This is a genomic window from Lysobacter sp. ISL-50 (genome assembly GCF_018612875.1).
Taxonomy (GTDB): Bacteria; Pseudomonadota; Gammaproteobacteria; order Xanthomonadales; family Xanthomonadaceae; genus Lysobacter.
The window spans coordinates 88,162-100,595 of record NZ_JAGGRI010000024.1 but is presented as its reverse complement, the minus strand read 5'-3'; the positions used below and the strand labels follow the sequence as shown (position 1 = coordinate 100,595).

At 57.2% G+C, this 12,434-nt stretch carries 13 protein-coding genes; 3 read left to right on the top strand and 10 right to left on the bottom strand.

Annotation, left to right across the window (positions count from 1 at the left end; all coding sequences use genetic code 11):
• Nucleotides 1–41 precede the first annotated feature (41 nt).
• Nucleotides 42–1,166, top strand: coding sequence for an agmatine deiminase family protein (locus tag J7J50_RS15240; protein ID WP_215056781.1), 1,125 nt, complete (start codon nt 42–44; stop codon nt 1,164–1,166).
• A gap of 407 nt (nt 1,167–1,573) precedes the next feature.
• On the opposite strand, the gene J7J50_RS15235 is transcribed toward J7J50_RS15240, so the two are convergent.
• From J7J50_RS15235 to J7J50_RS15205, 7 genes are all read right to left on the bottom strand, one after another.
• The gene (locus J7J50_RS15235; RefSeq protein ID WP_215056782.1) at nt 1,574–2,170 is read right to left on the bottom strand and encodes a hypothetical protein; all 597 of its coding nucleotides are present in this window, start codon (nt 2,168–2,170) and stop codon (nt 1,574–1,576) included.
• A gap of 349 nt (nt 2,171–2,519) precedes the next feature.
• On the bottom strand, nt 2,520–3,014 hold the full coding sequence (locus J7J50_RS15230; protein ID WP_215056783.1) for a VOC family protein: 495 nt from the start codon (nt 3,012–3,014) through the stop codon (nt 2,520–2,522).
• Nucleotides 3,015–3,286: 272 nt separating this feature from the next.
• Entirely contained in the window at nt 3,287–3,538 is a 252-nt protein-coding gene (locus tag J7J50_RS15225; protein WP_215056784.1) for a hypothetical protein, read from the bottom strand.
• Nucleotides 3,535–5,343 (bottom strand): XVIPCD domain-containing protein, encoded by a 1,809-nt coding sequence (locus J7J50_RS15220; protein ID WP_215056785.1) that lies wholly within the window; start codon nt 5,341–5,343, stop codon nt 3,535–3,537. Before J7J50_RS15220 ends, J7J50_RS15225 begins: the two co-directional genes overlap by 4 nt.
• 3 nt (nt 5,344–5,346) lie before the next feature.
• Nucleotides 5,347–5,877 (bottom strand): hypothetical protein, encoded by a 531-nt coding sequence (locus tag J7J50_RS15215; protein ID WP_215056786.1) that lies wholly within the window; start codon nt 5,875–5,877, stop codon nt 5,347–5,349.
• A 449-nt stretch (nt 5,878–6,326) separates the two neighbouring features.
• Nucleotides 6,327–7,001: a hypothetical protein gene (locus J7J50_RS15210; RefSeq protein ID WP_215056787.1), complete on the bottom strand. Its 675-nt coding sequence runs from the start codon at nt 6,999–7,001 to the stop codon at nt 6,327–6,329.
• A gap of 478 nt (nt 7,002–7,479) precedes the next feature.
• The gene (locus J7J50_RS15205) at nt 7,480–7,734 is read right to left on the bottom strand and encodes a hypothetical protein (RefSeq protein ID WP_215056788.1); all 255 of its coding nucleotides are present in this window, start codon (nt 7,732–7,734) and stop codon (nt 7,480–7,482) included.
• An 82-nt stretch (nt 7,735–7,816) separates the two neighbouring features.
• Here J7J50_RS15205 and J7J50_RS15200 point away from each other — a divergent pair, with 82 nt between their 5' ends.
• Nucleotides 7,817–8,233, top strand: coding sequence for a helix-turn-helix transcriptional regulator (locus tag J7J50_RS15200; protein WP_215056789.1), 417 nt, complete (start codon nt 7,817–7,819; stop codon nt 8,231–8,233).
• A 44-nt stretch (nt 8,234–8,277) separates the two neighbouring features.
• On the top strand, nt 8,278–9,219 hold the full coding sequence (locus tag J7J50_RS15195) for an HNH endonuclease (protein WP_215056790.1): 942 nt from the start codon (nt 8,278–8,280) through the stop codon (nt 9,217–9,219).
• A 267-nt stretch (nt 9,220–9,486) separates the two neighbouring features.
• On the opposite strand, the gene J7J50_RS15190 is transcribed toward J7J50_RS15195, so the two are convergent.
• The 3 genes from J7J50_RS15190 to J7J50_RS15180 all read right to left on the bottom strand — a co-directional run bounded on the left by J7J50_RS15190 (nt 9,487) and on the right by J7J50_RS15180 (nt 12,366).
• Complete coding sequence (locus J7J50_RS15190) at nt 9,487–10,749, bottom strand: hypothetical protein (protein ID WP_215056791.1); 1,263 nt, start codon at nt 10,747–10,749, stop codon at nt 9,487–9,489.
• A gap of 105 nt (nt 10,750–10,854) precedes the next feature.
• Nucleotides 10,855–11,499: a hypothetical protein gene (locus J7J50_RS15185; RefSeq protein ID WP_215056792.1), complete on the bottom strand. Its 645-nt coding sequence runs from the start codon at nt 11,497–11,499 to the stop codon at nt 10,855–10,857.
• 3 nt (nt 11,500–11,502) lie between these two features.
• Entirely contained in the window at nt 11,503–12,366 is an 864-nt protein-coding gene (locus tag J7J50_RS15180; RefSeq protein ID WP_215056793.1) for a hypothetical protein, read from the bottom strand.
• Between the last annotated feature and the right edge of the window lie 68 nt (nt 12,367–12,434).

Below are 12,434 nucleotides of genomic sequence, written 5' to 3'. Positions count from 1 at the left end.
AGGTGCGCCTCCAAGCTCACCCACCCCAGACAGGTTCCTCCATGCACACCGCCCTCCCCCGCGCCGGCTGGCTTCCGCTGGTCGCCGGCGTCCTCTGCGCCCTCACCCTGACCGCCCCCGGCACCGCCCGCGCCCAGTCGGGTTACATGCCGGACGAAACCGCGCGCCACGAAGGCACCTGGCTGCAATGGCCGCACGCCTACACCTTCGGCCGCGCCTATCGCGACCGGATCGAATCGACCTGGGTGGCGATGACCAAAGCCCTGGTCGCCAGCGAGAACGTGCACATCGTCGTCTACGACGCCGCCGAGCAGACCCGCGTGCGCAACATGCTCACCGCCGCCGGCGTCGCGCTGTCGAACGTGAGCTTCCTGATCCGTCCCACCGACGACGTGTGGGTGCGCGACAACGGCCCGATCTTCGTCTACGACCGCAACGACCAGCTCACCATCACCGATTGGGGCTTCAACGGCTGGGGCCTGGATGCGCCGTACCGCAAGGACGACACCGTGCCCGCCACCGTCGCCGCCCGCCTCGGCCTGCCGCGCGTGGACTTGAACGACGTGGTGCTGGAAGGCGGCGCGATCGAAGTCGATGGTCGCGGCGTGCTGATGGCCACGCGCAGCTCCACCCGCGAAGCCAATCGCAACGCTGCCTTGAGCGAAGCCGAACTCGAAGCGGTGCTGGCCGACCAGTTGGGCGTGTCCAAGTTCATCTGGCTCGACGGCGCGCCCGGCGGCAAGGACGACATCACCGACATGCACATCGACGGCTTCGCCCGCTTCGGCACGCCGAACACGCTGGTGACCATGAGCCGCGACGACCTGCGCGAATGGGGTCTGTCGTCCGCCGACGTCGACCGCGTGTACCGCGCCAGCGATGTCGACGACGCCGCGTACCGCATCGTGCAGCTGCCGCTGACCACGCGCAATGTCGTGACCTCTTACGGTTACGCGCTGGGCTACAAGGGCTCGTACGTGAATTACTACGTCGGCAATACCGTGGTGCTGGTGCCTGAGTACAAGGACGCCAACGACACCGTCGCCAAGTCGATCCTGCAAGGTCTGTATCCGGGCCGCAGCGTGATCGGCATCGATGTGCGCAATCTGTATCGCAACGGCGGGATGGTGCATTGCGTGACGCAGCAGCAGCCTGTCGCGCTTTGAGGTTGGGTTTTCGTCGGGTGGGTGGGCGATTGAAGCGTAAAAGCAAATCCCCCGGCGCAGTTGGATTCGCCTGAAACAGGCGGTTTCGGCGCCAGCCCCCTTTTTCAAAGGGGGCATTGATTGACGCCCGGCGCGCTCGCTGTTGTTGTTGCCGTTGCTGTCATCTCCCCCTTTGAAAAATGGGGCCGGGGGGATTTGCCTTTACCGGTAGATCGCCCCGCACACCCAAAGACAACATGGACCTCGAAACAATTAGAGGCCTGCGCCCGTCCAACCGCATCAGCGCAGATTCTTCCCGTACAAGATATGCAGCGACAACTCGCCGTGATGATCATGCGAGTCGTTGCATTTTGCCTCCAGGGTCTGCCCGGCCCAGCGGTTGTCGCAGGTATTCGCGAAGCCAGCGCTCAGTCGCCGATGCCCCGAGGCAGCGCCAGTCCCGAAGCGCCCGCGACCACTTTGCGCACGCTGGACAACGCGGCCGACGACAGCGAACGCTGCACCAGGAAAGCCGGCGCACTGCCGCCGATGTCGGTCAGCGAAGCGTAGGTCAAGCGCGTCCCGCTGCCGGTCGGCGTCATCGTCCACTCGCCGCGTGCGCGCAGCGCGATGCAGTCGGGCATCGGCGTCCTGCCGGCATAGTCGAGCGACACGAACTTCACCCGCATCTCGCCGTTGGCCAGCGCGTGCCGCTCGAAGCGCATGGAGTAACAGCGATCGCTGGTGACCGAGGTGCTGAGCACATCCGACCACAGCGCCATGTCCGGCCCGCGCTGGATGAAGGTGCGACTGATGTTCTTGTTCTTTTCGTCGAGATACTTTCCGAGCAGATAGTCCGCGACCGTCTTCGGCGCGGCCTTCAGCGACGTGGTGACGCGAAGCTCATCGAAACGCTCGCCGGGAATGCGCCGCGCCTCGAGCCGGATGCCGTCCTTGTCGCTGAGCAAACGCCACTGCGGGGCCGGTTCGCCGGCGAACGCCGACCATGCCGCCGGCAAAAACAAAAGACAGGCCAGGCACCGCGCCGCCCCACGTGAAACGGCCGGAACCCGGCATGAGACTGGAATACGGAACCTGGCCATCGTCGTCTCCCGGCGCTTGAGCCATACCGCCGATTCGATGCCACGGGGATGACAGGATCAAGACAACCGCGGTTCGATCGACGACGCCCCGGCTCGACCAGGCGCAGAAATCCGGGTTTCGGCACCGATGCGGCAGGCGCGCGGCCGAACCACGGGGAAACGGCTCAAGCCGCATCCCGGTGGTTCGGCAAACCCGAAGAGGTTGGCATCGGCTCCGCCGCGAAACCGCTGTTCAGTCGCGGCCTAACGCACAGCCGTCGCACGTGCCCGATCAGCCGCGGACAGCGGCCTCGATCGTGGCGATATCGATCTTCTGCATCTTCATCATGGCGTCGAACGCGCGCTTAGCCACCTTCTTATCCGGATTAGTGAACGCATCCGTCAGCGCACGCGGGGTGATCTGCCACGACAGCCCCCACTTGTCCTTGCACCAACCGCACTCGCTCTCCTTGCCGCCGTTTCCGACAATTGCGTCCCACAAGCGATCGGTCTCGGCCTGATCGTCGGTCGCGACCTGGAACGAGAACGCCTCGCTGTGCTTGAACATCGGCCCGCCGTTCAAGCCGATGCACGGGATACCCATCACCGTGAACTCGACCGTCAGCACGTCGCCCTGCTTGCCGTCGGGATAATCGCCGGGCGCGTGATGCACCGCCCCCACCGAGCTGTCCGGAAACGTCTGCGCGTAGAACTTCGCGGCGTCCAGGGCGCCGCCGTCGTACCACAGACACACCGTGTTCTTGCTGATCGCGTTCTTGCTGACCATCGCCGTTCTCCTGTCTTCAGAGCGGATACGTGCATTGAAGTCGCGCAGAGCGCCGCACTGCGTAGGCGCCTGCCGGCCATGAGGCGTATGCACGATCGTCTCATGGCGTCGCCGCATGCCCGATCACATGTTTAAACGGGGCCCGGGCGAGTGCCGGGCAAAAGTATCATCAGGCGCTCGGAAAACAACGGGACAATGTCACCTGCCCGACCTGACATTTCGACGGTGGCGATGCCCGGTTCTTTAAGCTCGCCGTCGTGCGGCGATGGCGGTCAGGTCGCGCGGGCGAGCAATACGAGGTCTTCGTCCTGCGCCAAACCTTCGGCATCGTAATGGACCAGTCCAGACGCGGAGGCCTCGATTATGCAGCCGCGCTGCAGATACGCCCAATCCGCCGCAACGTAGCCAGGCAGCGCCGCCTGCTCGGCGAGCATGGCCACGACCACGCCGCGCGCGTCGCATCCCCAGTGAACGCTGTCGCCCAGCCGGACGTCTTGGCCCTCTTGATAGCGCAGTGCCGTCATCGCCCCATGCCCGGCCCCTTGGGCGTTCCCTCCGGCGTATGCCCGAGCGTCTGGGCCTGGGCCGTCTGCCGGGCGATACGCTCGTTGATCGCCTCCAACTTTTCGAACGAAGCCGCCTGCGGTGTACGGACGGCCTCGTCCGTTTTCATATGTGCGCTGAGGTGGGCCGGATCGTCTAGCCGCCCTTGTACGACGAAGACGTTTTCGCCTGCGGCGACGTGCTCGTTCTTGGTGCTGAAGACCACGTGATCTACCCGGGATAGACCGCTCTCTTTCGTCAGCGCTAACAAACTGGCCGTCATCCGCTCACTGGCGTCGTCCCACTGACGTCCGTGCTGCTGATCCTGCTGGCGCACCTGCGTGGCGATCTGCGTGTAAAGGCCATGATCGGGATGTCCGTGCTGTGCCGGTGTCAAACGGTCGCGGTTCTCGACCACAGGTTCATCCACCAAGAAGGCCGGATCGATGGGCACATGCTGGTTCAAGCTGGGGCCCGTCTTGGTGTGATCGAAGTGCTGCAGCGCGGGCGGCGATTGGCTGGTGTCGTAATAGGCCTGCCGTTGTTGCGGATGCGGGTCGATCTCCAACCCTAATCGCTCGATCAACCGTTCGTTGAGCCGCAAAGCCGTCATATCGATATGCATCTGCGGCTCGACCCCGTCGATCGCGCGCGAGTTCTTCCTGTCGATCGTTATGATCCGCTCGATCGCATTGCGGCCGTAGTAGTTGGCGTAGTCGGCCTCCCTGTGCGGACCGAGCGTGGACACTTCACGGGCGGTCCTGCCCGGCGTGTTCAAAGGATCCCGGTCGAAGTAATTCTTGCCCATAGTCTCGACGTTGGCCGCCGTCGGTTCGAGGTTGAGCCCAGGTCCGAATGTCAGCCCCGGACGCCCCTCGAATTTGAACGTAGCTGCGTTCATCTCGACGAAGAGATAGCCTCGTACGTTGTTTACCTGCCCCATTGTGTTCAGATCAGCCTGCGGTTTGGCCTGCTTCACCATGCTGGCCACCGCATTCCATCCTGCGATTTCGGCCTTGGCTTCGTCTTCGCGACCGGCGCCGATTAACTTGCCAATGGGCGCGGTGTAGTCGTTGATTGGGTTCTTGTCGCGTGCGATATCCCGAACCTCGCGATCGAATACAGCGTAGGCCTGTCGCTTGGCCGCATGATTGAACCCATGCTGGGTTTCATGCGCGATCGTGTACACCATGCTGAACGGATCGAACCCGTCCTTATTGATGGGGGACGAATTCTGCAATCTTGCGGCTGGAATGCTGATCGACTTGCTGTCGCCGTCATAAGTCGCACCCGCGCCAAAACCCGCATCAAGGATGTCGAACTTGATCAAGTGCGGGGAAGGCTCGGCGCTGACCGCCGCTTTCATTTGCGCCGCCAACACCGGCGACTGGTTGATCGAGTGCTGCAAGTTCCCAAGCATTTCCTGCGAGACAGGAACTTTGCTGCCCGACCTATCCGCATAGACGCTATTTCCGAATCTCACGGACATGTCCTGAAGCTTCAAGACAGCAGTCAAATCTTCCGAAGCAGAGATGCCCGATGGACGAAAGCTAGTAGTTGGCAATACCACCGTGCCTGATTGGATATCGTAGCGCCCCGCCAGCCCTTCTTCACCGATGACGAAGGCCTTGATATGCCCCAGTTTGGCCTCGTCGTTCATGCGATCCAGCAGCTTGCTGTCCGAGACGAGTGCATCGCGCAACTGAGCGATCTGATCAGGGATAGCGGCCGGATCCGCCCACAGCCGGTCGATGGCGTTGGATAGCTCTTTGTTTGGTCTGGCCATGGATCAATCCGCCGGATAAGCAGTCAGGCGTTCGACACATAAGGGTGCATCAATATCTCCTGCGGTCCGGTTTCGGGGTCCTATCCGAATCGTCAAACCTTCACGATGGAAAATATATTCCTCCAACATTCCGATCTCATTGCGCTCCTCGCCGATGCTGTAACCGGCTCGTTTCAGGGCGTCCGCATAGGCACCGAAGTCGAGCTTACATACAGGTGTCATGTCCGCGCTGTTGCGGTTAGCGGGATTTCGCACTTCGTAGTACAACCGCTCTTCCCTGCTGTCATCGGCCGGCTGATAGGCCGTGTAGTACAACCAGCCCGAATCGGGTAAGCGGACCGCGAATCCATAAACGCCAGCCTCCGGAGCCAGCTTTAGCGGCAGTCCGGTTCGCTCGATCACCTGTTGACCAGTCAGCCCCCTCAGGGAACGCAGGCCCTCTAATAGTTTCAATACCCTCAGCCCTACCTCTTCGGGCGGCAACGCAGGGTGCTCCGCGGCGTCGCTGATCCTGTGATATTCGTTCGACTTCATGTCATTGGGCTCCTGTGTATTAGCGGCGTGGCTTGGTGGTGCTGGGCCGTGAGCGCAAGCGCTGACGGCAAGAACATTCAGGACGATCAGCGCGAACGCGACTGCGTGGGGACAAACGGCTGCAGCGACACAGCGGAACTGAAAGTTGCGCATTGCTTGCACCGCAGGCAGAGAGGATTCGTTGAGCATAAGCGAGCTGTCATTCGATGAACAACAACCGCTGCCGACTTTATGCATTGATCGCCGACGACCATGGCAAAAAGCGGTGAAATATGTGGCTCCGTTTGGTATGCGTACACGAAGACCTTGTTGATGCTTGCCGTCATGCGGTTGGAAGTAAACGTGATCCGTCACGACGGAACTTCGGCCGCCTCCAATACCTTCTGCTGGGATGCTTCTTGCAACCGAGCGATCGCGGCTTCCAACTGCGGATTCGGCCTGCTCACGGCTTACTCCGCGCTATGAACTGAAACCGATTCGACGCAAGCCCTGGTGGCTGCGCCGTCGCGCGACAGCGGCACACCCCACTCGCGAATCAGAACATCTACCTTTCCCTTCCTGAACGAGTAATTTTCCAGCTGCCCGATTTCCCCGTACTCAGGCCCACCGGAGTACCCGGCACGCTTGAGTTCGGAGACGAAGTCGTTCAAGCCGACTTCGCAAACAGGTGTTGCATCTTGACCGGCCGTCTTGTTGGCGAAGTCCAGACTGAGCGTCTTCTTCGTCATGCGAGCCAGCTCGAGGTAGTCGACGCCATAAGACCAGCCGCTCTCGGGAAGGACGATGCGGAAGGCGTAGCCATCTGAGATGGTCCGCTTCAGGGGAAGGCCGAGTCCCTGTGAAACAGCCGCAACCGAAAGGTCGTCGGCGCTGTCCAAAGAAACCAGGAACTTGAGGAATTTTCTGGACACCTCGCCGGGGGTCAACTCAGGATATTCCGCGAGCGAACTTAGCTTGTAATCGCTGGATGACGTCATGTCTTTGGGCTCCTTGGGGGCAACAGTGTCGGCTGAATTTTTCGACCCGTGAGCACACGCGGTCAAAGCAATACAGTTCAATGCGAGCAGCGCGACCGTCGCGCGACTCGAAAGAAAAGACGTATGGCGATACTGATAGTTGCGCATTCCCTGCATCAGCCGTTTGATAGATGCGGGGAGCATAGGCGAGTCATCGCAAAGCGCATGGAGAACGCGGTTCGATTCAGGAGCTAAATCATGCGTGGTGGCGGATTAAGTCCGCTTAAAGCACACAAAACTACTGACCCATACGCGCCCCGAGAATGGGTGCGGCGTACAGTGGGTTGTAAACATGGCCCGGCACTGCAGTCCTCTGGCTACTTGAACGAAGAGAACAACTCTTTGAGATAAACGATGCGCGTCCGAGTCCACTCCACACGGCAAGCCTCCGTCATGTCCGCCGCCTCGCGACGCGACATGCCTTGAGCGAATGGTTCCAGCAAACCGTCGGCATCGCGAGAGGCTGCCCAGGCCTTGTGCGATCCGCTCTGATAGGTGGACAGATCATCGAGGTAGGCCGGGTCGCCGTTGGTGTAGGACGCGTACTGCTTGCGTGCCTTGGTTAAGGCGCCCTGACTCAGTGCGATTAGGTGTGCGAACTCCGAACCAGAAATATCTGCTGTTTGATCTGTGCCAAAGCTTTGCGCTGCTGTCCTTCCGACAGCAACCCAAAGGCTAGAACCATTTGGGCGAGCAGATCAGAGTCTGTAAACAGGTATGCGATTGGCACACGCAGTTCATCTGCAATGCGCTGCACCGTCGCTAGCTCAGGCTTGTCGCCCGGCTTTAGGTAACGCACGAATCGGGCATTTGGGAGACGGGGGTTTGTGACGGCATCCATGCTTCCACTCCTCTGCGTTCCGGCAACGAAGACCGGCTGACATGTCCAGATCGGACACGCCCACACTTTCCAATAAGGAAACATGCGTGTCAACCGTTTTGGAAAGGAAACTCCTTGCCGATTTGGTCAGACTTCAGGCATGGACACTTTCGGCTCAAGATTGCGTGGCCTGCGCGAAGCGCGCGGCTGGTCTCAAGAAAAACTGGGCTTCGAACTCGAAGTCACGGGCGCGACTGTCTCTAAGTGGGAGACTGGGCGGGCCGAGCCAAACTTGGGGCACCTTGAGCTGTTCTTGCAGGTGTTTGGTCAGGACAACGTCACATTGGACTGGCTGATTACGGGTAAGAAGTCGGGTTCGACAAAGATCGATAAGCCCCGCAAGGGCAACGAGCCCTCGCCTCGCTTTGCGGATACTCAGGACGAGCAGGCCTTGCTATCCCGCTATCGTCGGTTGCCGGCTAAGAAGCAAAAGATGTTGCTCGGCCTGCTAGAAGACTAGCGGCATTGCCGCCCCGCATTGGACGCAACCATGGCGAGCTGCCCGTGATCGAACTCCCGTTTGAAGTCGGCGCGCTTTACCACCGCGGCACGGACATTCATGGGCTGCTGGGCGGCCAACGGCAGGGCGGAATCTCTACGCCCAGAGATCAGCCCTTCATCATCGCCTTTACCGGTGAGGCAGGTAAGTCGCACGGCTATGACGACTTCTGGGATGACAACCGAGTCTTCCACTACTTTGGTGAAGGCCAAAGCGGTGACATGCAGTACATCGGAGGTAACCGAGCCATTGAGCAACACGTAGCCGACGGCAAGCGGCTGTTGCTGTTTCAGATGATGGGCCGCGGCAAGCCGTACCGATACCTGGGCGAGTTCGTCAAACAGTCGTCTTATCGCAGACCCGACACTCCCTCTACGCCGGGCCCGCTGCGCACCGCCATCGTCTTTCGCCTTGTGCCGGTGGAAGACGCCGCTTTCTTTGCCGGCAATAGAATCGCCGAATCGCCCGCACCGTATCAGGCTCTCAGCAGCACGGTGTCTACGCGGCTGGTGGAGGTTCGCGACAAGCAAGCCCTGTTCCGTAGGCGCCTGCTCGGCGTAGAGAAGCAGTGCCGGCTGACCGGCATTCAAGACCTGCGCTTCCTGCGCGCTAGCCACATCAAACCGTGGGCCGACTGCATCAGTGGCAACGAGCGCACCGACGGCCATAACGGCATGCTGCTGACTCCGCAAGCCGATCTGTTGTTTGATCGCGGGTGGATCACGTTTGAAGACAGAGGCCAGCTAGTTGTAACTGGCGACCTGCCCAGCGATGTCACTAAACGGCTAGGGCTGAATCTACGTCCCGGACGCAACTGCGGTTTGTTTAGCGACAAGCAGGCGTCGTATTTGGGCTATCACCGTACTCAGGTATTTGAGCGGCGATATAAGAAGAGTGCAGATCCGATTGATGATCTCATGGGCGACCCAATCGGAGCGATGCCGTAAGCTCTTATCATCAGGCACCGCACTACGTCTAGTCTTGCAGCGCCTCCCACCACACTGCCCGCACAGCTCAAAAACCGCCCATTGCCGCGAGCCATCGAAATACTCGTTGCACACATCACTGGTTCCTAAACAAGGCTTTCACCAGCGAAAGCTATGGCGACTAGAGCCGCCCCCTCGGCGAGCGATCGATAAGAACAAGCGCTTACGGAGGTCTCGTTTGAGAGCGTCTATATCCGTCATATCGCCTCGCTCCCCCCTTAGCCTTTGTCAGTCTTGAAAAGCCCGCTTAAGTGCATCGTTGTTTTCGAACATGCGTAAATCACGTGGAAAGTGATATGTCCTACCACCACGAGTGATACCACCGCCTTGCAATGTAGTCAGCTCTCCGTCCGCATAAAACGCAAGAACCGCAACGTTGCTTGAAGCAGAAGAAGAGAGAAATCGGCTAGCTGCTGCACGAAGAGCCGTTGGAGTATCTCGCTCAAGGCCTATCTCAACGAGCTGCGATTCGTTCAAATCATCAAACTTCACACATATGCAGCCTGGGTGAGTGCCAGTCAACTGCCTCTTTGCGGCGTCGGAAATCGTCTCAAAGACCCTACTAAGAAATTTATTGGGCTTCTCACTTTCCAAGGAAATAACGACAACCCCCTTCCCTTTCACGCCTAATACCATCACCTGCTTATTGACGATGCCGTGACCTTTCAAAAATAACGTCAGATCTTCCTCAGAGAACTCGCCGGAGGAAAATATTGAATTTTTTAGGTCAAGTTGACTCAAGCGAATGGAGTAATCGGCACACTGATAGTCCGCCCCAAGAACTATCACCTCTTTGACATGAGAGCAAAGCTCTAATCGATCTACGATATTTTTTGGCGGCCTGTCTTTGAAGATAACCCGCAGGACGAGGCCCACCCTCAAACCACCAATATACTTCTTCAGTGCTTTTTCGAGGAGCGAATTTATTTCAAGCGCCTCTCGCTGGCTAACATATCGCCCTTTATCAGCAGTAATGAATTTGCATTCAAATTCTAGAGGTGCCGTCCTCCCGCCACGCGTCGCCAAAATATCAAAGATACCTTTTCCATCCGTTTCCGGGAACTCAACTTCAAAGTCTCGCTTGACAAGATGCGTCGCTACCTGGAGTTCAAACTGCAGCGCTCGCATGTCAGCGGGATTTCTCAGCGCGCCATTCATTCGTCCGGCTAAGGATCTAGCTTTTTTATTATCGAGCCTCTGAACCACATCAACAAATTGAACCATCAAAACGATCGTCTCATATTCAGCACCAGACATATGAGCATGAATAGCTCCGTGACCAAATCTACTAATGATATTTTTTATTTTCTCCAGGGCCAGCGGCGTCCTGTGAAGCTCCGCCAAATAGCTCTCCAGAAATGAGTTGCCCTTAATTTCCTTACGCACATTCTTTACTACCCGCATCCATTCTGCCCTATCGATCCAAGAGTCAAATCTTGCAACGATGCCAGGCAGATACTCCGCACGAAAATCAGTAGTTAACTGCATCATCCCTCAGATAATTAGAGTATTTTTGCAACCAAGTAGAGTCGTGATCTTATAAATGAAACGCCGGCCAAATCATCCTGACCTTTGGGCAATTAAATACTGACTAATTTAAGTGTCCACATCTCCAATCTCTCGCCTCCCCTGAAGGATATTCCTCATGACTGCTAAAGGAAAATAATCAGCAATGAAAATCTGCATTGAACGAATAACGGCCAGCAATGCCACTATCAAAAGAACCACTCCAACTACCATATCCAGGACAGATCCCCAAGGTAGCAGGATCAGAAACACCCCCAATGCACCACTGGTTTGAGCCAGCGACGTCCTTAGATTAATTCTCTTCATGGATGGCATCAAAGCCGCCTCTATCAATGCAATTTCGGACTGCCGCTCTGCCCTAGGAGGAAGATGCAGTCGTGCACTTTCATATATTTTCCTTACACTTTCCTTATATTTATTATTACGCTCGTTCAGCCTCAGAAGACCGCTAGAAATGGCCTTCTCTACCCAGGCGCCTGTTATTACAAACACACAGGCAAAGAGAGCCCATCCTAAGCTCGGAGCTTGTTTCACCCAATACTTTTCTGACATTAGATCAACAAGCTTCAAAGAAAGCAGCGAATCTATTACACCTACTTGACCACCCTCATCCGCCGCAATTATTAAGAACCCAAGCGCAAACAAAAAAAAGTATCGTAACGGCAACTTAGTCGAAGCCGCCTCTAAATATTTCGTCGCGAGAGATTCAAACACCGGTCAACCAACCAAGTCCAGGAACACAAGATCGCCTCCATAAAGATCAAAGCCTAGAGCCTCAGTCAGAGGTGATGCATACATCAGCACCTCTCGTCCGTCGTGATATGGATGAAGCACATCAAAATCCGCACGTTCCTGGAGATGCAATGACACCTCACGCCCAGTCGCAATGTTTTCGATCTTAGCGCTTGGCATCGCACGCTTATTGCCGCGATCAAGCACTCTGATTTTTGCACGCACTATGACAGGTGCAGCAAGCTGTCGATTCGAGGCTATCGCATGAAATCTCTGTGCAATGATCGGAGAAAATCGCATATCTTGATATACGTTACTCCCGACGAACCGAAGATCGACACAGCTGTTCTCGTCATGCGCTATCACACTCACAAGCGGATCGATCTCCTTCACGATTGACCTACTCGAATAAGCTTTCGACCAGATATCCGGAGGATCATCAAGCAAGGATTCAAATGTTTGTGTATCCCTTCCCATATTCTCGACATACGCGATTCGATCTTGATACTGAATCGCAACAGACTCAGCGAGTTGAACACCCTGCCTCGTGGACGCCTCGAACAAAGGAATAACTGCCGCAGCAATTCGATCGATGATTGCTTCAGCGCCTTCGCGGGCAGCATCGAGAATTATCCCGCCTTCACGCGGGTATTCCGCAATAAATTCGGTCTCGGCGTACTCATTCCCTTTTAGCCGAGCATGCTTCCATACCTGGCCATGCTTGTTAATTAAATATGAGCGATCTATAGCTCTTTGCATGTGCTCATATGTATTAGCAAGTACGCGGATCGAGACTTTGTGATCACGCGTTGTAATTGCTCCATCGAAGTGAACGCTAAAAATTGCCATTCCCTCTCCTCCTAAAAGATTCCTTTCTTGACGTAACGAACCAAGCGATCAGGTTCGCGACCAACGGT

What these genes read in the sequence shown, in the direction of transcription:
- J7J50_RS15200 (WP_215056789.1), top strand. Translation starts at nt 7,817, where the DNA reads ATGCGTGTCAACCGTTTTGGAAAGGAAACTCCTTGCCGATTTGGTCAG.
- J7J50_RS15230 (WP_215056783.1), bottom strand. Translation starts at nt 3,014, where the DNA reads ATGGTCAGCAAGAACGCGATCAGCAAGAACACGGTGTGTCTGTGGTAC.
- J7J50_RS15215 (WP_215056786.1), bottom strand. Translation starts at nt 5,877, where the DNA reads ATGAAGTCGAACGAATATCACAGGATCAGCGACGCCGCGGAGCACCCT.
- J7J50_RS15210 (WP_215056787.1), bottom strand. Translation starts at nt 7,001, where the DNA reads ATGCGCAACTATCAGTATCGCCATACGTCTTTTCTTTCGAGTCGCGCG.
- J7J50_RS15225 (WP_215056784.1), bottom strand. Translation starts at nt 3,538, where the DNA reads ATGACGGCACTGCGCTATCAAGAGGGCCAAGACGTCCGGCTGGGCGAC.
- J7J50_RS15205 (WP_215056788.1), bottom strand. Translation starts at nt 7,734, where the DNA reads ATGGATGCCGTCACAAACCCCCGTCTCCCAAATGCCCGATTCGTGCGT.
- J7J50_RS15190 (WP_215056791.1), bottom strand. Translation starts at nt 10,749, where the DNA reads ATGATGCAGTTAACTACTGATTTTCGTGCGGAGTATCTGCCTGGCATC.
- J7J50_RS15180 (WP_215056793.1), bottom strand. Translation starts at nt 12,366, where the DNA reads ATGGCAATTTTTAGCGTTCACTTCGATGGAGCAATTACAACGCGTGAT.
- J7J50_RS15240 (WP_215056781.1), top strand. Translation starts at nt 42, where the DNA reads ATGCACACCGCCCTCCCCCGCGCCGGCTGGCTTCCGCTGGTCGCCGGC.
- J7J50_RS15220 (WP_215056785.1), bottom strand. Translation starts at nt 5,343, where the DNA reads ATGGCCAGACCAAACAAAGAGCTATCCAACGCCATCGACCGGCTGTGG.